The sequence below is a fragment of the Roseovarius sp. D0-M9 genome, assembly GCF_037083805.1.
In the GTDB taxonomy this organism is placed as follows: domain Bacteria; phylum Pseudomonadota; class Alphaproteobacteria; order Rhodobacterales; family Rhodobacteraceae; genus Roseovarius.
The window spans coordinates 46,338-67,854 of the sequence record NZ_JBAPKZ010000005.1 but is presented as its reverse complement, the minus strand read 5'-3'; the positions used below and the strand labels follow the sequence as shown (position 1 = coordinate 67,854).

The following is a 21,517-nucleotide window of genomic DNA, read 5'->3' as shown; positions in this document are numbered from 1 at the left end:
GCTTACTCCTTCGGCAGCAGGCCTGCCTCCTTCGCGTCGCTCATCTCGGTTTCGTCAATCGCACCGTCACCGTTGGCGTCGATCTCGCTGAACTCTTCAGCGGTCATTTCGGGATAGACTGCCTGCACCTCGTCCATGGTCGCCATGCCGTCGCCATTGGTGTCCACGCTGGACATGTCGGCGAATGCGCTGGTGGCCAGTGCGCCCATGCCGAGGGCGAATGCGATGTACTTGGTCATATGTTTTCTCCTTGGAGACTTTTGATCTTGAGAAGGGGCACTATTGCCCGCTTCACCTTGCAAGACGCCGGCTGGGGCGATCGCGTCCCTGTCCTTCGGGCCGGGCGTGGCATGTGGCGGCACATCGCCGATGCGCCGCGCACGCTCGGCGCCACTTCGCGCAAAAAGGGGCCTCAGCGTGCATCGGCGGAAATGCCCGGGATTGCCGGATCGCGAATTGCTGGCAGTGTCTGCGGAGAAGAATTCGCCACCCGGAGTTTGCCCCAAGATGCCCAGTATGCCCCATTCTCAGTCCGAGCCCCTGCCAGATAGAGCACGCGGCACCCGGCCTGCCTGTGACGCCCAGACGCTCGTCGCGCTCCACCCCGATCTGATGCGCCTTGCCCGCCGGCTTGCAGGCAGCGAGGCCGAGGCGCAGGACCTTGCGCAAGAGACACTCTTGCGCCTTTGGCGGCGGCGCGGGGATCTGGCCAATGTGGCCGATGTTCGCGCCTACGGGCGCGCGGCCCTGCGCAACCTCTATCGACAAAGCCTGCGCCGAGCGCCTCATCTGCATCTGAACGAAGAGGACGCACCCAGCATCCCGCCCGAGGTTTTCGCAAGCCTCGCACTCAGCGATCTGAAGAGCGCCATAGCCCGCCTGCCCGGCGATCAGGCGGCGCTGATCGCCCTCGTGATGGCGGGTGAAACCAGCCCGGCGGCCCTTGCAGGCCAGACGGGATGCCCAAGAAACACCGTTATGTCGCGACTGGCCCGCGCCCGCGCACAGCTACGGCGCGACATGGACCTCGCCCCCGCCGCGCCGGTTGCGAGCCTTTTCTGATGATCGCACGGCCAGATCACTCGGCGGCGTTCGAGCGATCCGCCACGGCCGCGTTGAACGTGAAGAGCCGCTCGCCCGCCACACTGTAGCTGTCGATCAGCTCCTTGGCGCGCGCGCTGGTCAGCCAGACCTCAAGCTCTTCGGCCAGATCGCTCTTGATGTAGTCGCCCTTGTCCGGGTGGACCGGCAGGTAGGAGTACTGGTTGAACAATTCCGGATCCCCGGCAAACAGCAGCGCCAGATCGCCCTTGTTGCCAAAGTTGAGCCAGCTCGCGCGGTCCGACAGCACATAGGCGCCCATGCCCGACGCGGTATTCAGCGCAGCACCCATCCCTGCGCCGACGGGCTTGTACCAATCGACCGCAGTGCCGACGTCGATACCGGCGGCGTCCCAGAGGCTCAACTCGGTCTTGTGCGTGCCGCTGTCATCACCGCGGCTGACGAAGGGCGCGTTGGCCTCCGCGATTGCCGCAAGGGCATTGGCGGCGCCATCCGCATCGGCCGCGCCTGCGGGATCGGACTCGGGTCCGATGATGACGAAATCATTATACATAATCTCGCGGCGGTGGGTGCCATGCCCGGCCTCGACAAAGGCCTCCTCGGCGGATTTGGCATGGACGAGAATCGCATCCACGTCCCCCGTCTCGCCGAGCTTGACCGCCTGGCCCGTGCCGACGACCAGCAGATCAACGTCTATCCCGGTATCCTTCCTGATCTCGGGCAAGAGCACTTCTGCAAGGCCGGAATTGTGAAAACTGGTCGTGACGGCCAGTCGCATTTCTTCGGCCTGCACCGCCTGCGCGGTCAGGGACGTGGCAATGCCGAATACCAATGCCGCGCTGAACTTAGGAATCTGCATACGGAAAGCTCCTTTGCTATCGCGCGCGTCAGGGGTCAATCGACGATATCGCCTGCCAGAAAGGCGCGCGCCGCCTCGGTAATGGGCGCATCGAAGAACTCGGGGGCGGCGGCACGCTCGACAATCGTGCCGCCGCGCAGGAATATCACCTCTCGGGCGAGGCGCCTTGCCTGCCCCATGTCATGTGTCGCCATCACGATACGCGTTCCCGCACCCGCCGCAAGATGCAAGAGCGCCTCGATCTCGCGCGTCGCGCGCCCATCCAGCGAGGCCGATGGCTCGTCCAGAAACAATAGCTCCGGCCCGGTGATGAGCGCCCGCGCAAGGGCCAGTTTCTGCTTTTCGCCGCCCGAAAGGACCGTCGCCGCGCGCCCCTCCATCCCGACAAGGCCAATGCGCGCGCACCACTCCGATGCCGCTGCGCGCGCGGCGCGGCGCGGCGCCCCCCCAAGGCGCAGCGGAAAGGCCAGATTGTCGATGACCGACCGGCGCAGCATGACCGGCGCCTGAAAGACAAAAGCCTGCCGGTGCAGCGCCTCGGTGCGCCCGCAATTCCAGCTCAGCGTGCCCTCGCTCAGCCGGTCGAGCCCGTGGAGCGCCTTGAGTAGAGTCGATTTTCCGGCGCCATTTGGCCCGATCACGGCGGTGATACCCTGCCCGTCGAGCCGCAGATCAATCGGCCCGATCAGGCGTTTGGCGCGCCGGTGGATGGCGCCGCCAGACATGCAGAGGGGCAACAGCGCGCTCACCAACGGCCCCCCGTCTCGGTCCGGCTGAGCGCGTGGATGGCAAGGTTGATCGCGATCGAAAGTGCGATCAAAATAAAGCCAAGCGCCAGCGCCAGCGCGAAATTGCCCTTGCCCGTCTCGAGTGCGATGGCCGTGGTCATCACCCTTGTCGCATGGTCGATATTGCCGCCCACGACCATGATCGCGCCAACCTCGCCCACACCGCGCCCGAAGCCCGCCAGCGCCGCCGTCAGAAGAGCGCGGCGCCCGTCATGCAAAAGCGCCGCGATGCGCTGCGTCCGCGTGGCATTCATTGAAATCAGCAGATCGTGATACTCGGCCCAGAGCTCGCGCAGCGATTGATGCGCGATGGATGCTATGAGCGGCACGATGATGATCACCTGTGCAATGATCATCGCCGTCGGCGTAAAGAGCAGGCCCAGCACGCCAAACGGCCCCGCGCGCGACAAAAGCACGTAGACGATTAGACCGACCACCACGGGCGGCAGACCCATCATCGCGTTGAGCACCGCAATCGTGCCGCGCCGCCAGCGAAACCGCTGCACCGCCAGAAACGCGGCCAGCGGAAGCGCGATGAGGCATGCGATCAGCAGCGCGGCGCCCGTCACGCGCAGGCTGCGCCACGCGATCTCGACAAGATCGGCATCGAGGCTGAAGATCAGCCAAGCCGCCTGCGCCAGCCCCTCCCAAATATCGTTCATGCGCTCAGGTCCGCCGCCTTGCCCGGTGATTGCCGCACCACCCGTATGGGGCGGCAGCACAGCTTGCAAGATCGAGTTGCGAACGCCCACACGCAAAAGGCCGCGTGATTTTCGGGCCGCATCCATTGCGGGCGCGCGCCGATTGAGGTTTACTCAGGCCCAAAGCCAGCGTGCGGTTATCGCGACAAACGGGTGCGCCCGTCCGCGTCCACGCACAATCCATGGAGCAAGCTATGCAATACATGAAACCGCAAACCGCAGCCGAGGCCTCCGATCTCCTCGCGCGCAACGAAGGGGCGGCCCGCATCCTCGGCGGCGGCACCGATCTGTTGGTGCAGCTGCGGGCGGGGATGACCGAGCCCGAGATGATCGTCGACATCAAGCATCTGACCGGCATGCGCGACATCTCCGCCGAGGATGGCGGCTTGCGCATCGGCGCGGGCGTATCCGGCCAACAGCTGGGCGAGCATGAGGGCGCGCGAGCAATGTGGCCCGGCGTGGTGGAGGCTTGCGAGCTGATCGGCTCAACCCAGATCCAAGGGCGCTGCACCATGGTCGGCAACCTCTGCAATGGTGGCCCGGCCGCCGATAGCGTGCCTGCGATGATCGCCGCCGCTGCCGTCGCGCGGATCGAGGGGCCTGAGGGTGCGCGCGACTGCCCGGTCGAGGACTTCGTGACTGGCCCTGGCAAGACCGTGCTGGGCAAGGGCGAATTCGTCAGTTCGGTCTTTCTGCCCGCGCGCCCCAAGGCGGCATCGGACGCCTATCTGCGCTTCATTCCGCGCACCGAGATGGACATCGCCGTTGCATCCGCGGGCGCGAGCATCGAATTGGCCGAGGATGGCACGATCAAATCGGCGCGCATCGCGCTGGGGGCCGTCGGGCCGCGCGTCGTGCTGGTGCCGGACGCGGCAGCGGCCATCACCGGCTCCAAGCTGGAGGATCCGGCCATCGCCGCGATGGTCAAGGCCTGCGAGGCCGCCTGCAACCCCATCGACGACAAGCGCGGCACGGTCGCGTTCCGCACCACCGTCGCGGGCGTTCTGGCCAAGCGTGCCGCCCATATCGCCATGAGCCGCGCCGCTGAGCGCGCCTGAAATTCAGTGGCCTGAAAGACGGCCCGGAGAGCTACATATGAAACACATCCACGTATCCACCACCATCAACGGCGACGAAGCCGAATTTGTCTGCGCCCCCGAGGAAACGCTGCTGGACAGCCTGCGCAATCGCCTGGGCCTGAGCGGCGCCAAGGAAGGCTGCGGCACGGGCGATTGCGGCGCCTGCACCGTCGAGATGGACGGGCGCCTCGTGTGTTCCTGCCTCGTCCTGGGCGCCGAGGCCGAGGGCGCGCAGATCAAGACGGTCGAGGGCATGGCCATCGGCGAGGGTCTGCACCCGCTGCAACAGGCCTTCATCGACCATGCCGCGTTGCAATGCGGGATCTGCACGCCGGGCATCCTGGTCGCGGCGAAAAACCTGCTGGAGCGCAATCCCGACCCGACCGACACCGAGATCCGCTATTGGCTGGCCGGCAATCTTTGCCGCTGCACCGGCTATGACAAGATCATCAAGGCTGTTCAGATCGCAGCCGCCGACATGAGAGGCGCATGACATGAACTTCCAATCCCAGACCAAGGCCGATTTCAAGGTCGTCGGGACACGCGTCGCGCGTCCCGACGGCGTCGACAAGGTAACGGGCCGTGCGCTTTATGGCGCGGACTTCAATGTGCCGGGGATGCAGGTCGGCCTGATCCTGCGCAGCCCACACGCCCATGCCACCATCAACAGCATCGACGCGAGCGAGGCGCTGGCCCTGCCCGGCGTGAAGGCCGTCGTGACCTCCGCCGATTGGGGCGTGCCCGAGGACGATGGCCTGCGCGATGTGCAAGACAACTGCCTTGCGCGGGGCAAGGTGCTTTACGACGGGCACCCCGTCGCCGCCGTCGCGGCCAAGGACATGGCGACGGCCAAGGCGGCGCTCAAGCTGATCAAGGTCGACTACACGCCCCTGCCCCACGTGATCGACGTGGACGATGCGATGAAACCGGACGCGCCCGTCGTGCAAGAGGCCCGCGCGGATGAAAGCGTGCCCGCAGGCTCGGGCCCCAATGTCACGCATTATTGCGAGTTCGGTCACGGCGATCTGGAGGCCGGATTCGCCCGCGCCGACACCATCATCGAGCGTAGCTTTACCACCGCCGCCACGCATCAGGGCTATATCGAGCCGCATGCCTGCCTTGCCTCCTACGGCAATGACGGCAAGGCCGACCTGTGGTGCACGACCCAAGGCCAGTATCTGGTGCGCGATCTTTGCGCGGGCATCATGGGGATGGAGGGCAGCCAGCTGCGCGTCACCGCATCAGAGATCGGCGGCGGTTTCGGTGGCAAGACCACCGTCTTTATCGAGCCTGTCGCACTGGCGCTGAGCCGCAAATCGGGGCGCCCCGTCAAGATCGTGATGAGCCGCGTCGATGTCTTTCGCGCGACCGGGCCCACCGTATCCTCGTCGATCGACGTGCGCATCGGCATGACCAAGGACGGCCGGATCACTGCCGCTGACGCCAAGCTGCGCTACCAGGGCGGCGCGTTCCCGTGCGATACCGTCGATATGGGCGCGCAAAGCGCCTTTGCCGCCTACGACCTCGAAGCAGTGCGCACCCAAGGCTGGAACGCGATGACCAACCGGCCACGTCAGGCCGCCTACCGCGCGCCGGGCGCCCCGATGGCAATCTATGCGGTCGAAAGCGTCGTGGACGAGCTCTGCCAGAAACTGGACCTCGATCCGCTCGATGTGCGGATCATGAACGCAGCTGATGCCGGCACCAAGGCGTCCTATGGCGTGACCTTCGATCAGATCGGCCTCAAGGCGACGCTGGAGGCGGCCAAGGAGCACAATCACTACCACGCGCCCTTGGGCGAGAATCAGGGCCGCGGCCTTTCCTGCGGATTCTGGTTCAACTTTGGCGGCAACACCTCGGTCTCGCTCGCGATAAATGCCGATGGCACCATCAGCGTGACCGAGGGCAACCCCGATATCGGCGGCAGCCGCGCCTCGATCAGCATGATGGCCGCCGAAGAGCTGGGCGTACCCTATGAGAAAGTGCGCACGGTCATCACCGACACCAGCTCGCTGGGCCAGAACGACGTGACGGATGGCAGCCGCGTGACCTTCGCCGTGGGCCTGGCCACGATCAACGCCGCGCGGGACGCCATTGGCGTGATGTGCGCCCGCGTCGCCAAGATCTGGGGCATCGACGAAGATGCAGTCATCTGGGAGGATGGCGCGGCCAAACCCTCGGGTCCGAATGCGGGCGATTTTGAGCCGATGACACTGGCCGAGATTGCCGCGATCTCATCGGAAACCGGCGGGCCCATCGCAGGCCATTTCGAGGTCAACGCAGAGGGTGCAGGCGTCAGCTTTGGTGTGCATCTGGCCGATGTCGAGGTCGACCCTGAGACCGGCAGCACTCGCGTCCTGCGCTACACGGTATTTCAGGATGCGGGCAAGGCGGTGCATCCCGACTATGTCGAGGGCCAGATGCAGGGCGGCGCGGTGCAGGGCATCGGCTGGGCGCTGAACGAGGAATACATCTATGACGAGGACGGGCTTTTGCAAAACGCGGGCTTCCTTGACTACCGTATCCCCGTCGCCTCGGACCTGCCCAACATCGACACGGTGATCCTCGAGATCCCCAACCCCGGCCACCCCTACGGTGTGCGCGGGGTGGGCGAGACGCCCATTGTGCCGCCACTGGCCGCGCTCTCGAATGCCGTCAGCCGGGCTGTCGGCGTGCGCTTGCACGAACTGCCCATGTCGCCGCCCAAGATCCTCAAGGCGATCATGGCGAAGGCGTAATCGCCATGGTGTCTGTAAAACTCTGGGGCTCGCTCCGCGATTTGGCGGAGGGGCATGAGACCGTGGAGGTGGAAGCCAGCAACTTCAAGGAGTTGCTGGACGCACTTGCCGCAAAATATCCGGCGTTGAAACCGCAGATCGACCGCGGGGTCAGCCTCGCGGTAGATGGGCTGGTCTATCGCAATTCTTGGTTTACCGAGGTGAAGCATGACAGCGAAGTGGTGCTGATGCCTTATATGAAGGGCGGCTGAGTCCAGCACCAAGGCAGCAGGTTGCACGCAAAGAGCCGTGAACGGCCCTTGGCAGGATCATTCGCAGTTTCCTGGCGCACTGTGGCCCGCGAGGGCGTGCTGGTGCGAATGTTGAAACTGAGTATTTTTACCAAGATGAAGTTTGGGAGTGGCCCCCCGGCCCCTTGCCGCGCCGGGGGAATGATTCCTCAGCCGTCCTTGCGGATCGTCTCGTTCTTGGGATCATACGGGCTGTCCTCGGTCACGACCGCATCCCAGAGCTGGTCCGTGATCTTGACCTTGAGGGTCGTGCCGACCTCTGCGAGTTCGGGCCTGACATAGCCCATGCCGATGCTTTTGCCAAAAGCGACCGAGTAGCCGCCCGAGGTCAGGCGGCCGACCCGCTCACCAGCTTGGGTGTAAAGCACTTCACGGCCCCACGGGTCGGCGTCGTCCGGCCCATCAATCAGGAAGGTGCAGCATTTGGCGCGCACCCCGGTTTCGACCAGAGCCGCCTTGCCGTGGAAATCCTTGTCCAGTTCCACAAAACGCGGCAGATCGGCCTCAAGGGGCGTGGCATCACGGCCCAGCTCGTTGCCGAAGGCGCGGTAGGATTTCTCCTGACGCAGCCAGTTCTGAGCGCGCGCGCCGACCAGCTTCATGCCGTGCGGCTCGCCCGCCTTTTCCAGCAGGTCGAAGAGGTAGTTCTGCATCTCCATCGGATGGTGCAACTCCCATCCCAGCTCGCCGGTATAGGCGACGCGAATGGCGTTGGTCGGACACATTCCCAGTTCGATCTGCCGCGCGCTGAGCCACGGGAAACGCTTGTTGGACAGGGCCGTGGCCGGGTCGGCATCGACGATCACATCGCGCAAGACGTCGCGGGACTTTGGCCCAGCGATGGCGAGGACGCCCCATTGCGTGGTCACGTCCTGGATCTCAATGTAGCCGAAATCGCCCATCTTGTCCTCAGCAGCCTTGCGCAGGAAATCGGCGTCATATTCGGTCCAGGCGCCTGCGGAGACGAGGTAATAGGTGTTCTCGCCCGTGCGCACGATTGTGTATTCCGTGCGCGTCGTACCATGGGCGGTCAGCGCATAGGTCAGGTTGATTCGGCCCACGCGTGGCAGCTTGTTGCAGGTGAACCAATCCAGGAACTGGGTCGCGCCCGGCCCCTTGATGACATGCTTGGAAAAAGCGGTCGCATCGATCAGGCCGACGCCCTCGCGGATGGCGCGCGCTTCGTCCACCGCATGTTGCCACCATCCGCCACGGCGAAAGCTGCGCGCGTCATGGTCGAAATTGTCGGGCGCGTCCAGCGGGCCAAAGTAATTTGGTCGCTCCCATCCGTTGACGAAGCCGAACTGCGCGCCGCGCGCCTTTTGCCGGTCATAGGCGGGCGCCGTGCGCAGCGGCCGGCAGGCGGGGCGCTCCTCGTCGGGGTGATGCAGGATGTAGACGTGCTCGTAGGCTTCTTCGTTCTTGCGGGCGGCAAACTCGGTGGTCATCCAGTTCGACGAAAAACGCTTGGGATCGAGGCTTGCCATGTCGATCGCGGCCTCGCCCTCGACCATAAGCTGCGCGAGGTAATAGCCGGTCCCGCCCGCCGCCGTGATGCCGAAGCTGAAGCCCTCGGCCAGCCACATGTTGCGCAGGCCCGGCGCGGGGCCGACCAGCGGATTGCCATCGGGCGTATAGCAGATGGGGCCGTTGAAATCATCCTTGAGACCGCATTCCTCGCAGCTGGGGATGCGATGGTTCATGGCCATGTATTGGTCTTCGATCCGGTCCAGATCCAGCTGGAAAAGGTCGGCGCGGAAGCTGTCCGGCACGCCGTGCTCGAACCGCGCAGGCGCGCCCGGCTCATAGACGCCCAGGATCCAGCCGCCGCGCTCTTCGCGCACGTAGGATTGCGCATCAGCGTCGCGGATGACGGGATGCTCCACATTGCCCTCGGCGCGGAATTTGACCAGCTCGGGGTCTTGGTCCATCACGATGAACTGATGCTCGACCGGGATGGCGGGCATCTTGATGCCCAGCATTTTCGCGGTGCGCTGTGCATGGTTGCCCGAGGCGGTCACGACATGTTCGGCGGTGATCACCACCTGCTCGTCCGAGGGCACGAGGTTACCGCCCTTCTCGATCATCTTGGTTGCGGTCACTTCCCAGGCGGCGCCGTTCCAGTGGAAGGCATCTGCCTGCCATTTCCGCTCGATCATCACGCCGCGCTGACGCGCGCCCTTGGCCATCGCCATGGTGACGTCGGCAGGGTTAATATAGCCGTCCGTCTGGTGATAAAGCGCGCCCTTGAGGTCATCGGTACGGATCAGCGGCCATTTTGCCTTGATCTGGTCGGGCGTCATCCACTCGTAGGGCACGCCGCAGGTCTCGGCGGTGGAGGCATAAAGGCGATACTCGTCCATCCGCTCTTCGGTCTGGGCCATGCGCAGGTTGCCGACCACGGCAAAACCTGCGTTGAGGCCGGTCTCTTCCTCGAGCGTCTTGTAGAATTTGATCGAATAGTCGTGAATATGGGTGGTCGCATAGCTCATGTTGAAATAGGGCAGCAGGCCCGCCGCGTGCCAAGTGGAGCCCGAGGTCAGCTCGTCACGCTCCAGCAGCATGACGTCATCCCAACCGGCGCGCGCGAGGTGATAGGCGATCGACGTGCCGACGGCACCACCGCCGACGACAAGAGCTTTGACTTGAGTTTTCATGCGCTGCGACTCCGATGGCATTTGCAGCCCCGGTTCTATCAGTTTCACATCCGCGCGCGCAGCCCATCCGACCAAAGGGGGCGCGAAACCGACAAGGCGCGCGATGTCGCATCAAGGGCCCTGCCCCGCGCGCCCTATCGCCCCAGCGCCGCATCCAAGCGATCAAGCGGAAAGTACGGCGCCAGCAGCGGGCGCAGCTCGGCCCGGCGCGGCCCGGCGGGATCGTAGAGCGCGTGACAGAGGTAATCCTCAAGGAGGGACGCCTGCTGCTCGTATCCGAAATCGAGAAAGCTGGCCCCTGGCCCCGGCACATAGAAATAGGGGTCCATGGTCATGACGCTTTCCAGCGCAGCGCGCGCCGGGCGGTAGCCGGTGATGTGACGGTTCTGCCATTGCCAGACATGGACCAGCTCGTGCGCCAACACCAGCGCCTGGGGGAAGCGCGCCGCCTCGGGCCACGCAGGGGCCAGATCGGCGCGATAGAATTCATGGCTGAAATGCACCCGGTTCCACAATGCCCAGCCAGGCGGCGGGCCACTGCGCGGCTCGGGTGCCGACCGGGTGCAGAGGCCGGTGACAGTGTTTTCCTCGACAATTGGATACACATCCGAGGTGTCAGGGGCTGCGGGCGCTGGCGGCAGGGGCGCAAAGCCGCGCGCGATGCGCACCGCGTCCAGATCCAGCCGGGGTCCGATGATATCAGAGGCAAACCGGCGCTCATTCTGGGTCAGCGGGCGCGCGCACCCGGCCAGCACGGCAAGCGCCATGAGAAGAATTGCCGCCTTCAGCCAGAGCTTCCTGATCTGAATCATGCCTCTTGCCCCCAAAATCAACGCCCGGCTCGCCGATCATCATCGTCGCGCGATCCGGGCCGGATGCCAAGGGGCACTCGCGTCCAAAGTGTCAGTCCGATGAACTGGTTCACAGCCTTTGGCGAATGTCTCAGGGTAGCAGCGCGGCGCGTCAGTCGCGGCAGAATCTCCCCGCCGAGCCTTCGAGGCAACTGCTGCCGCCCGAAAGGGTCAGACGCGTCGGCTTGGCCTTGGGCGTCTCCTCGGCCTGCGCACTTGCGCGCGCCTTGCCGCCGCCCATGATGGAACCGGCAAAGGATTTGATCGCCTTGAGTGGCGCCGCAGGAGCGCTCGGAGCGATCTCTGCATGGCCGTCCGCCTCTGGCGCAGGGTCTTCCGGTTCGAGCGCCTTGATGCTGCCGACGCCCCAGCCATGGGCAATCTCGTTCAGGGCCATTTTCATCACGTTTTCCGGCGTTATCGCCCGCTCCATCCACGCCTGCGCAGCGGTGCTGCGGCGGTCGAGCAATTCTCCATGCAGCTTCAGCATCATGCCCGCCACCTCGGGCGCGGAATCCTGCGGGATCTGAGGCGCGTTTACGCCGACATAGGCCAGCGGATAGGAAAGCAAGCCATTCAGGCCGTCGTAGTCGATCCGCGCAAGGATATCGCGCAGGACGGCCTCATCCTCGGCGTTGCTCTCGATGCGCAGCCGAATGCTGTCGTGAAACCCCATCGGGGCCTCATAGGCCATGAAAGGCGTGTCATTGCCCGAGATTTGCGACGACGCGCCAAGCTTGCCGGGCAGCCGCCCATAGGCAACGCCACCGATCACGTCCCAACCTTCGGAGTCGGCGAAGATCGGAAAGGCGGCCAAGGTATCCCCCATCGCGCCAACGAGCGTGCGCGCGCCTTCGCGCGGCTTGTATTCGGCCCGCACGGCGATGATCTGTTCGCCCCGTTGATAGACCCACGTCTGCGCGTCACGGCGCTCCTCGCTGGCGCGGGCGCTCTTGGCACCCATGTTCTTGAGAATTTCGGGCACGTCATGCTGCGCTTCGTCCGGCGCTTTCTCGATGGCGCTGTTGTCACCGTCAAGCCATGCGCGGCGCGTCCAGCCCTCTGGCGCCTCAGGCAGAAAGATCCGCGCGCCGGCCTTGCGACGCTCCTCACGTTCGGACGCGGCGTCGGCTTCGGCGCGGGCTGTGCGCAGGCCCTCGACGCGCGCGCCATACGTGGCAAAATAGGCGCCGGGCGAAAACTGCCCCGGTGCCTGGCCGGCGGCATTCGCCTGATTGGCATAATCAATCGCGCCAAGCGCGGTGAGCGCGACCACTCCGAAACCAATGGCAAAATAATTCACTGCGGCATCCTCGATATCCCTATGGTGCCGCCGGTATGGCCCGGAACAAGGGCAATTTCAGGATGCTGGGATGGCGCTTTCGTGCCCGCCCTATTCGCCTATGGCCAGCCCTTCGCGGCGCGGATCTGCCCCGCCCGTCAGCCTCTCGCCGATGGCGATGGCGTGCAGGCCGGAGTTGAGCGCGCCCACGTCGGTGTCATAGCCCATCGCCTCCAGCGGCGCGGCCAATGCTTCGGCGTCGGTGCCCGCCTCGATGTCATAGGTGCCAAAGCGATTGACCAGATGCGGCATCGCCGTGATCGCCTGCGCATCCATGCCCCAATCAAGATGCGCGACAATGGAATTCGCAACGAAAGGGATAATCCTGCTGCCGCCGGGGCTGCCGATCACAAGGCGCGGGGCGCCATCCTTGAGGACGATCGTCGGCGCCATGGACGAGCGCGGCCGCTTGCCCGGCGCGGCGGCATTTGCGATGGGAACGCCCGCCTCGACGCTCGCAAAGCTGAAATCCGTCAATTCGTTGTTCAGAAGGAAGCCCGAGGCCATCAGGCGCGAGCCAAAGGCATTCTCGATTGTGGTCGTCATCGAGAGCGCATTGCCGTAGCGATCAACGATGGAGATATGCGAGGTCGAGGGCAGCTCGATCGACCTGTCATCGGCCCAGATCAGCGCATGATCGAAGTCAGGCGAGCCCGGCTGCACGTCGCTCAGCGCACTATCACCCTGCAAGAGCGCGCCCCGCTCCGCGAGATAGGCAGGCTCCAGCATGCCTTCCGTCGGCACGGGCACGAAATCGGGGTCGGCGACATAGCGGCCCCGATCGGCAAAAGCGAGGCGGCTGGCATCACCGATAAGACGCCACGCCTCGGGCGCAGCCGGGCCGAGCGCGGCCAGATCATAGGCCTCCAGCGCGCCCAACGTCTGACCAACCGCCAACGCACCCGACGACGGCGGCCCCATGCCGCAGACATCATGGCTACGGTAGGTCGCGCAAACGGCCGCGCGCTCCTTGACCGTATAGAGCGCCATGTCGAGCAGGCTGAGCGTGCCGGGATTGCCCGGCGCACCTTGCACGGCGCCGATGACCTGACGGGCTATATCGCCAGTGTAGAACGGCGCGGCCCCCTCGGCGGCAAAAGTCGCCAGCGTTTGCGCATAGGCCGGATTGCGCAGCAGATCGCCAGCCTGCAAGGCGCGACCGCCGGGCAGGAAATATGCGCGCGTGGCTGCAAAACGTTCCAGTGTATCGGCATTGGCGGCAATCGAGGCGGCCATGCGCGGGCTGACCTCAAAACCGCGCTCCGCATGCTCTTGCGCCTCGGTAAAGAGGTCCGCCCAGCCCAGCCGCCCCCAGCGCGCATGCACCTCGTCCAGCAGCATGGGCGTGCCCGGCACACCGACCGAGCGGCCGCCGACGACAGCATCGAAAAAGTCCATGGGCTGGCCCGCGTCGTTTTGAAACAAAAGCGGCGTCGCGCCTTGCGGCGCCGTCTCGCGCCCGTCGAGCGTGGTGAGGGCGCGTTTTTTTGCATCCCACCAGACGAGAAAGGCACCGCCGCCCAGCCCCGAGCTTTGCGGCTCCACGAGGCCCAGCACCAACTGAGCCGCGATCATCGCGTCCGCCGCGCTGCCACCCTGCCCCAGCACCCGCGCGCCCGCGCGGCTGGCGAGCGTATGGGCGGTGACGATCATCCAGTCGTCGGCCTCAACCGGCGCGCTGGCACTTGCCCTGTCAAAGCCGCCCACCTCCGGCGCGACACCATCCGCAGCTTGCTGCGCCGCTGCGCCGACGGCATTCATGACCCCCGTCGCAGCAAATATCAGCGCGATCAGCAGCGCGCGCATGTCAAAGCATCGCCGGGACGACCTGATCGGGCGGGCGGTGCCCGTCGGACCATGTCTTGATGTTCAAGAGCACCTTTTCGCCCATCTCGATCCGTCCCTCGACCGTGGCCGACCCCATATGCGGGAGGAGCACGACGTTCTTCATCTCTCGCAATCGCGGATTGGCCGCGTCTTCATAGACATCAAGGCCCGCGCCCGCGATCTCGCCCGCGCGCAACATCCGCGTCAGGGCGTTCTGGTCGATCACCTCGCCCCGCGAGGTGTTCACGATAACGGCCTCGGGCTTCATCAGCTTGAGCCGGCGCGCGTTCATCAGGTGAAAGGTCGAGGGCGTATGCGGGCAGTTGACCGAAATCACGTCCATCCGTGCGACCATCTGGTCAAGGCTCTCCCAATAGGTGGCTCCCAGTGCCTCTTCGGTCTCGCGGCGCAGGCGCTTGCGGTTGTGGTAATGCACCTGCATCCCGAACGCTCCTGCACGCCGGGCCACCGCCTGCCCGATCCGGCCCAGCCCGAGGATGCCAAGTCGCCGCCCCGAAACACGCCCACCCATCAGCGCTGTGGGCGACCATCCGGCCCATTCGCCCGATTGCATCATGGCCAGCCCCTCGGGGATACGGCGCAGCGAGGCAAGGATCAGCGCCATGGCCATGTCGGCCGTGTCATCCGCCGAGACGCCCGGCGTGTTCGACACCAGGATGCCGCGCTGGCGCGCCGTGGCCACGTCGATATGATCGACGCCCGCGCCATAATTCGCAATCAGCTTGAGCCGGTCGCCCGCCTGTCCGATCAAACCCGCGTCGATCCGGTCGGTCAGCGTCGGGACCAGCACATCGACGCCGCGCGCCGTCTCGGCCAACTCCTCGCGGGTCATCGGCGTGTCATCGCTGCGCAGCATGGTATCGAAGAGCTCGCAGAGGCGCGCCTCGACCGGTTCGGGTAGCCGCCGCGTAAGAGCGACACTCAGACGTTGCGATGGCATGGGGCGCCTCCTTGATCTTCCATATTCCGCGCTGAAGTGCCATGGTGGCGCAGGAACGGGCGAGGCACAAGAACCCCGCATACGAGAACGGGCAGATTTCCGATCATGGACAGTTTACACAAGCATGCAATCGCGCTCGCGCTCTGCGCCGCGCTTCCCTTTGGCACGGTGCCGGTCGGCGCAGGGCTTCTTGCCGCAGGGCTGGTTGGCGCGGGGCTGGGCACCGCCCTTCCGTCAGCGGCCGCCGCCCAAGAGCGCGGCCCTGTTACCAATCTGCCCCTGCCGCGCTACGTGTCGATGAAGGCTGCGGAAGGCAACGCGCGGCGCGGCCCCAGCCGGACCCACCGTATCGACTGGATCTTCACGCGGCGCGACCTGCCGCTCGAGATCACCGCCGAGCACGGACACTGGCGCCGGGTGCGCGACCGCGACGGCGTCGGCGGCTGGATGCATTACTCCCTGCTGTCCGGCGTGCGTACCGCCATCGTGGAGCGCGACATGGTCGCGATGCGCGCATCCCCAAACAGCGATGCTATGGTCAACGCACAGCTCGAAGTTGGCGTGATCGCCCGAGTTGATGAATGTAGCATCTCTTGGTGCGAGCTACAGGTCAGTGGCCACAAGGGCTGGGTTCCCAAGGCGGCGATCTGGGGTGTAGGGACGAACGAAATCCTCGACTGATCCATAGCGATTACCCCCATGATTTTGACTGCGCCGCCGCCGCGCGCAGAGTGGCGGTGCGGCAACTGTGCGGCGATCGCGCAGCACCGCGCACCGCGCGTTCAGAGGGCACCAATCCACGGACTGAACTTTCGTCCAGATTTTTCACTGTGGGGTCTTGCACCCCAAAGCGCACCGGTTTAACACCCACGCCACGTTGGGGTGTAGCCAAGCGGTAAGGCATCGGTTTTTGGTACCGTGTATCGTAGGTTCGAATCCTACCACCCCAGCCATTTCATTTCCGCATTACAGATAATTGGCCTCAGGGCGTTTCCGGGACCCAAAATGCCCCTGTTTATGCCCCCGTTGTCAGGGGCACCCAAAGTCTTGACCGGCTTACAGTCGCTTTCCGGGGCGTGTTAGGTGATTTACAAACACCCTGACCATATGGCCCGTCCAATCGGCCATGATGCAAACCCGGCCGAGAGCGATTAACCACAATATCGTAGACGGTTTTCCATCCTGGAACTCCTTCTTCGGACTTTAAAAATCCACCAAGTCAGCACTACTGACACCCCGGAAACCACGGGTTCCTCTGGGAAGTTACCCTTGGCAATCATGCCATTTTCTTTGGGTCTTTTGGAACGGATATCTCTGCCCAAAAGATCAGCAGCAATGAACTGAGGCCGCGATGAATACCTATGCCAGATTATCGAAACTGTTCCCGCGGAGCTTCACTGCAAAGGTCTTTTTCATTGCTTTCTGTGGAACGCATCTGCCTCTGATTGTAACCGTCAGCTTTCTGCTGATCGAGCGAGGGAGCTTTTTTGCAAACCTTGAGGTTGTGATTGTGATGCTGATCGGTACCCTCGTTGGAACCGCCGCAACGCTGATGGGACTTAATGCAATCCTGCGGCCGCTTTATCACGTTCGCGATGCAATGGAATCGTTCGAATTGCGCCGGGAGAAGGTTGCGTTGGCGAGCCATTATCGTGATGAAGTCGGCGAGATCATGTCGATGGCCAACCGACTTATTGCTGATGTCGACTTCGACCTTCGCAGAAAAGCCGATGCTGCAAACACCGATCCGCTGACTGGACTTCTGAACCGACGGGGCTTCGAGGAGATGCTGTCAGCCGAATCCGCTGGTGCGATCATCTTTGCCGATCTTGATCACTTTAAATCCGTCAACGACATGCATGGTCACGGCGCTGGCGGTCTGATGCTGCGAGAAGTGGCTTCGGTATTCAGTCAAGCGACCCGATCAAACGATATCATCTCTCGGTTCGGTGGCGAGGAGTTCGTGATGTTCTTGCCAAACGCCGATCTTCAGGAAGCTGTCCGCGTTGCGGAACGGGCCCGGGTGGAAATAGAAAGCCACCAAAGTCAGGACGGCATGTCAGTCACGGCATCGTTCGGAATTTCAGTGCTCAATGCAGGTGACAGCGTCAAAAGCAGCCTGAAGCAAGCCGACAGGGCCGTATATATCGCTAAATCATCCGGCAGGAATCGCGTATGCTTGGCTGATGAGGCGGCATGATACCCATGGTGATATGGTGTTCGAGCACCGGTTTTGGCATCCAAGCGCATGTCGAAACCTGCTGAGACCCTGCCGGGCAGTGGACCAACTCAAACTGGCGCTCGACGATTTGCTTGTTGCGCTGGCCCTGCCCGCAATCGAATTGATTGACGTTTGTGCAGGCAGCGCAGATCCAAGCCAGTGACGCAACGTCAAGGGGCCGCCTGTCACGTGTGCCCTGTTGTAAACATGCGTTTACATGTCGTAGGCTGCCGAACCATATCATGAATACCAAAGGAAAAATCGACCATGACGCCCTTCGCAATCGCAGGTGTTCAGATGTATGTGAACGCATTGCAACCCAACGTGGATGGGATGATCCACCGTCTCGACCTGCTGATGGCGCGCTTTCCCTGGACACAGATGGTGCTCTTTTCCGAGCTTGCTCCGTTCGGCCCGCTGACCAAGTTTTCCCTGCCGCTGCGCAATGAAACGGTCGACCGTTTCTGCGAGGCCGCACGGCGCCACAACGTGTGGCTGATCCCCGGCTCGATGTTCGAGACGGCTGACGACGGACGGATCTACAATACCTCGACCGTCATCAATCCGGCTGGCGAGATCGTCTGCAATTATCGCAAGGTGTTTCCCTTCCGCCCCTATGAGGCGGGCGTCGAAGCGGGCACGGGCTTTTGCGTTTTCGACGTGCCGGATGTGGGCCGGTTCGGCCTGTCGATCTGCTATGACATGTGGTTCCCCGAAACGACGCGCCAGTTGACCAGCCAAGGGGTCGAGGTGCTGCTGCATCCTGTTCTGACCGGCACGACCGACCGCGAGGCCGAGCTGTCGATTGCGCGCGCGACCGCGGCGCAGTTCCAGTGCTATGTCTTTGACGTGAACGGCCTTGGGGCGGGCGGCGTCGGCAAATCCTGCGTGGTCGATCCGACATCGACCGTGCTGCATCAGTCGGCAGGTCAGGAGGATATGTTCCCGATCGAGGTGGACCTGAGCCATGTGCGCCGCCAGCGCGAACGCGGCATGAAGGGCCTGGGCCAGGTCCTCAAGAGCTTCCGCGACCGGGAAGTCGATTTTTCGGTCTATGACCGCAGCAGCGGCACCGATGCGTATCTGCACGGGCTGGGGCCGCTCGAGATACCGGGCCAGGATACCACGGGCGCCGCGCGCGCCAATCTGGGCAATGATCTGGGCGGTCGGCCCGGATCGCACGGCGCGCATGGGGCGCACGCGCGCAATCGCGCAGGCAATGGCGCCGACGATGAGCATGCTCACGCAGTTCCGGGGGTCAAGGTCGGAGGCACGCCGCCCATCACCAACTGACACATATAACACATGCGGACGATCAGGATCTGACCGCGCGACACTTGCCACCATTTTCTGATCGCCTGCACACAAGCGGGGAAGAAACATGCACTCGATGGCAGACTATTATTCGGCGGTTCAACTGAGGGCCGATCGATGGAGCTCGCTTCGCGAGATATCTGCCGAACTGGCGCGCAGCAGCACGGGCCGCGCTTCCAAGAACCATATTGCCCAGATCGAAGAACTGCTTGACCAGTTATCCCCGATCGAGACGTTCTGGGCCTTTCCCGGCACCGCCGCCTTCGACATGCTGCGCCGTCATTTCGAGGCGGGCCATTACACCGATCTTGCCTTTACGGTGCAGCGCATCAGCCGCGCGCTGACCAGCGGCGCCTATCGCCGGCGCCACATCCCCTTGGACCGCGACGGCATCGAATCCGACGATCACGAGGACGAGGCGATGCAATCGCTGGAGGCGCGGGCACTGTCCAAACCGTACTTCGAAGTCATGGTCGTCGATAACCTGAACGAGCATCAGGAGCGGTGGCTGAAATCCAACTTCCAGCGCATGCGCCGCGCCGAGGATCCCTTTCAATATGAGCCGGTCGTCGTGCCCAGCCTTCAGGATGCGCTGATGGGGGTTCTGTTCAACCACAACATTCAGGCGATCGTGGTCCGCCCCGGCCTCACGCTGCATTCCAAGATGGTGCTGCCCATTCTAGAGCGGTATCTGAACCGCGCGGGCGGCATCGCGGCACTGGAAGAGCTGGACCCCGGCAACTACGGCCCCGAGCTGTGCCGCATGATCGCGCGCGTGCGCCCCGAGCTTGACGCCTATCTGATCACCGACCGCTCGGTCGAGGATATCGCGGGTCTTGACCTCGGCATTTGCCGCCGCGTCTTTTACAACCAAGAAGATTTCCTCGAGCTGCACCTCAACATCATTCGCGGAGTTCAGGCACGCTACAAGACGCCGTTCTTTACCGCGCTGGTCGAATATTCCAAGCAGCCGACGGGCGTTTTCCACGCCATGCCCATCAGCCGGGGCAAATCCATCAGCCGCTCGCACTGGATTCAGGACATGGGCGCCTTCTACGGCCCCAACATCTTTCTGGCCGAGACATCCGCCACCTCCGGCGGCCTCGACAGCCTGCTTGAGCCGCATGGCCCGATCAAGGAGGCGCAGCGTCTTGCCAGCCGCGCCTTCGGCTCGAAACAGACGTATTTCGCCACCAACGGCACCTCGACCTGCAACAAGATCGTCGTGCAAGCCCTTGTTCGGCCCGGCGATATCGTTCTGGTCGACCGCGATTGCCACAAATCGCACCACTACGGAATGGTGCTGGCCGGGGCGCAGGTCTGCTATCTCGACAGCTATCCGCTGAACGAATATTCGATGTATGGTGCCGTGCCGCTGAAAGACATCAAGAAGCAGCTTCTGGAGCTGAAAGCGGCGGGCAAGCTGGACCGCGTGCGCATGTTGCTTTTGACCAACTGCACCTTCGACGGCATCGTCTATAACGTCGAGCGGGTGATGGAGGAATGCCTCGCCATCAAGCCCGATCTGGTGTTCCTCTGGGACGAGGCGTGGTTCGCCTTTGCCCGATTTGGCCCCACATACCGCCAGCGCACCGCGATGAATGCCGCTGGCAACCTGCGCGAGCGGCTTCGCAGCGAGGCGCATACCAAAGCCTACGAAGAGCAGCAGGAAGAGCTGAAGGACAAGGGCGACGACGCATGGATCAACACGCGCCTCGTGCCGCCGCCGACCGCACGCGTACGGATCTACGCGACGCAATCAACGCATAAGACACTGACATCATTGCGCCAGGGCTCGATGATCCACGTGCATGATCAGGACTTCAAGGGCGAGGTCGAGGCCGCGTTCCACGAGGCCTACATGACGCATACCTCCACCTCCCCCAACTACCAGATCATCGCATCGCTGGACGTGGGCCGCAGGCAGGTCGAGCTGGAGGGCTTTGAATTCGTTCAAAGACAGGTCGAGGCGGCGATGTCGATGCGCCGCGCGATTTCCACCCATCCGCTCTTGCAGAAATACTTCAAGGTGCTGACGGCGGGCGATATGATCCCCGAGGAACACCGCGAGAGCGGCGTGACCAGCTATTACGATCCGCAGCAAGGCTGGACCGACATCTGGGACTGCTGGGAGAGCGATGAATTCGTGCTGGACGCAACGCGCGTGACGCTGGCGGTGGGCGGCACCGGCTGGGATGGCGATACGTTCAAGACACAGATCCTGATGGATAAATACGGCATCCAGATCAACAAGACGTCGCGCAACACCGTCCTTTTCATGACAAACATCGGCACCACGCGCTCGTCCGTGGCCTATCTCATCGAGGTGCTGGTCGAGATCGCGCGCGAGCTTGACGAGCTTCAGGATGACGCGTCGATGATGGAGCGGCGCGGGTTTGAACGGCGCGTGTCCAACCTGATGGACGATCTGCCCCCGCTGCCGGATTTCAGCCGCTTCCACGACAGCTTCCGATCAGGCGACGAGACACCCGAGGGTGACATCCGATCTGCCTTTTTCCTCAGCTATGACGACAAGAACTGCGATTATCTGGAGATGGATGGATCCATCCACGACGCGATGAGTTCGGGTAATGATGTCGTATCGGCGCAGTTCATCATCCCCTACCCGCCCGGATTTCCCATCCTGGTGCCTGGCCAGGTCGTCAGCGACGAAATCCTCGCATTCATGCGCGCCCTCGATGTCAGCGAGATCCACGGCTATCGCGCCGATCTGGGCCTGCGCGTCTTTACGCAGGACGCGCTGAAAAAGCAGGGCAAGGCGAATGCCGCCCGGCTGAAGCTGAACGACGCGCGCGCGAAATTCTGA

18 protein-coding genes and 1 tRNA gene are annotated in these 21,517 nt (G+C 63.6%); 10 read left to right on the top strand and 9 right to left on the bottom strand.

All coding sequences use genetic code 11. The features are described 5' to 3' along the window. Nucleotides 1-2 precede the first annotated feature (2 nt). On the bottom strand, nucleotides 3-239 hold the full coding sequence (locus V8352_RS05315; RefSeq protein WP_336423226.1) for an EF-hand domain-containing protein: 237 nt from the start codon (nucleotides 237-239) through the stop codon (nucleotides 3-5). Nucleotides 240-516: 277 nt separating this feature from the next. Between V8352_RS05315 and V8352_RS05310 the strand changes: the two genes are divergently transcribed. Then, the gene (locus V8352_RS05310) at nucleotides 517-1,062 is read left to right on the top strand and encodes an RNA polymerase sigma factor (protein ID WP_336423225.1); all 546 of its coding nucleotides are present in this window, start codon (nucleotides 517-519) and stop codon (nucleotides 1,060-1,062) included. Between the two features lie 16 nt (nucleotides 1,063-1,078). On the opposite strand, the gene V8352_RS05305 is transcribed toward V8352_RS05310, so the two are convergent. Genes V8352_RS05305 through V8352_RS05295 form a run of 3 tightly spaced genes read right to left on the bottom strand, consistent with a single transcriptional unit; the run spans nucleotide 1,079 to nucleotide 3,371 of the window. After that, a complete protein-coding gene (locus tag V8352_RS05305; RefSeq protein WP_336423224.1) occupies nucleotides 1,079-1,921 on the bottom strand; it encodes a substrate-binding domain-containing protein in 843 nt (280 codons plus the stop codon). 35 nt (nucleotides 1,922-1,956) lie between these two features. Beyond that, nucleotides 1,957-2,670 carry an ATP-binding cassette domain-containing protein gene (locus V8352_RS05300; protein ID WP_442970966.1) on the bottom strand — a complete coding sequence of 238 codons (714 nt, stop codon included), beginning with the start codon at nucleotides 2,668-2,670 and terminating at the stop codon, nucleotides 1,957-1,959. After that, nucleotides 2,667-3,371, bottom strand: a complete 705-nt coding sequence (locus V8352_RS05295) for an ABC transporter permease (protein ID WP_336423223.1) — start codon at nucleotides 3,369-3,371, stop codon at nucleotides 2,667-2,669. Before V8352_RS05295 ends, V8352_RS05300 begins: the two co-directional genes overlap by 4 nt. A 233-nt stretch (nucleotides 3,372-3,604) precedes the next feature. Between V8352_RS05295 and V8352_RS05290 the strand changes: the two genes are divergently transcribed. From V8352_RS05290 to V8352_RS05275, 4 genes are read left to right on the top strand one after another with little or no spacing between them, the layout of a single operon-like run. After that, a complete protein-coding gene (locus V8352_RS05290; protein WP_336423222.1) occupies nucleotides 3,605-4,468 on the top strand; it encodes an FAD binding domain-containing protein in 864 nt (287 codons plus the stop codon). Between the two features lie 37 nt (nucleotides 4,469-4,505). Beyond that, nucleotides 4,506-4,982: a (2Fe-2S)-binding protein gene (locus V8352_RS05285; RefSeq protein WP_336423221.1), complete on the top strand. Its 477-nt coding sequence runs from the start codon at nucleotides 4,506-4,508 to the stop codon at nucleotides 4,980-4,982. Between the two features lies 1 nt (nucleotide 4,983). Next, nucleotides 4,984-7,227: a xanthine dehydrogenase family protein molybdopterin-binding subunit gene (locus V8352_RS05280; protein ID WP_336423220.1), complete on the top strand. Its 2,244-nt coding sequence runs from the start codon at nucleotides 4,984-4,986 to the stop codon at nucleotides 7,225-7,227. Nucleotides 7,228-7,232: 5 nt separating this feature from the next. Continuing rightward, complete coding sequence (locus V8352_RS05275; RefSeq protein ID WP_336423219.1) at nucleotides 7,233-7,478, top strand: MoaD/ThiS family protein; 246 nt, start codon at nucleotides 7,233-7,235, stop codon at nucleotides 7,476-7,478. 188 nt (nucleotides 7,479-7,666) lie between these two features. On the opposite strand, the gene V8352_RS05270 is transcribed toward V8352_RS05275, so the two are convergent. The 5 genes from V8352_RS05270 to V8352_RS05250 all read right to left on the bottom strand — a co-directional run bounded on the left by V8352_RS05270 (nucleotide 7,667) and on the right by V8352_RS05250 (nucleotide 15,155). Continuing rightward, the gene (locus V8352_RS05270; protein WP_336423218.1) at nucleotides 7,667-10,174 is read right to left on the bottom strand and encodes a GcvT family protein; all 2,508 of its coding nucleotides are present in this window, start codon (nucleotides 10,172-10,174) and stop codon (nucleotides 7,667-7,669) included. Nucleotides 10,175-10,308: 134 nt separating this feature from the next. Then, nucleotides 10,309-10,986: a hypothetical protein gene (locus V8352_RS05265; RefSeq protein WP_336423217.1), complete on the bottom strand. Its 678-nt coding sequence runs from the start codon at nucleotides 10,984-10,986 to the stop codon at nucleotides 10,309-10,311. Nucleotides 10,987-11,137: 151 nt separating this feature from the next. After that, a complete protein-coding gene (locus V8352_RS05260; RefSeq protein WP_336423216.1) occupies nucleotides 11,138-12,328 on the bottom strand; it encodes a hypothetical protein in 1,191 nt (396 codons plus the stop codon). Between the two features lie 90 nt (nucleotides 12,329-12,418). Then, nucleotides 12,419-14,173: a gamma-glutamyltransferase gene (ggt, locus tag V8352_RS05255; protein ID WP_336423215.1), complete on the bottom strand. Its 1,755-nt coding sequence runs from the start codon at nucleotides 14,171-14,173 to the stop codon at nucleotides 12,419-12,421. A gap of 1 nt (nucleotide 14,174) precedes the next feature. After that, nucleotides 14,175-15,155: a 2-hydroxyacid dehydrogenase gene (locus tag V8352_RS05250; RefSeq protein WP_336423214.1), complete on the bottom strand. Its 981-nt coding sequence runs from the start codon at nucleotides 15,153-15,155 to the stop codon at nucleotides 14,175-14,177. 105 nt (nucleotides 15,156-15,260) lie between these two features. Between V8352_RS05250 and V8352_RS05245 the strand changes: the two genes are divergently transcribed. The 5 genes from V8352_RS05245 to V8352_RS05225 all read left to right on the top strand — a co-directional run bounded on the left by V8352_RS05245 (nucleotide 15,261) and on the right by V8352_RS05225 (nucleotide 21,517). Then, on the top strand, nucleotides 15,261-15,836 hold the full coding sequence (locus tag V8352_RS05245) for an SH3 domain-containing protein (RefSeq protein WP_336423213.1): 576 nt from the start codon (nucleotides 15,261-15,263) through the stop codon (nucleotides 15,834-15,836). 197 nt (nucleotides 15,837-16,033) lie between these two features. Continuing rightward, nucleotides 16,034-16,108, top strand: a tRNA-Gln gene (locus tag V8352_RS05240). Between the two features lie 398 nt (nucleotides 16,109-16,506). Next, entirely contained in the window at nucleotides 16,507-17,355 is an 849-nt protein-coding gene (locus V8352_RS05235) for a GGDEF domain-containing protein (protein ID WP_336423212.1), read from the top strand. A gap of 288 nt (nucleotides 17,356-17,643) precedes the next feature. Then, entirely contained in the window at nucleotides 17,644-18,669 is a 1,026-nt protein-coding gene (locus V8352_RS05230) for a carbon-nitrogen hydrolase family protein (protein WP_336423211.1), read from the top strand. A gap of 88 nt (nucleotides 18,670-18,757) precedes the next feature. After that, nucleotides 18,758-21,517, top strand: a complete 2,760-nt coding sequence (locus V8352_RS05225) for an aminotransferase class I/II-fold pyridoxal phosphate-dependent enzyme (protein WP_336423210.1) — start codon at nucleotides 18,758-18,760, stop codon at nucleotides 21,515-21,517.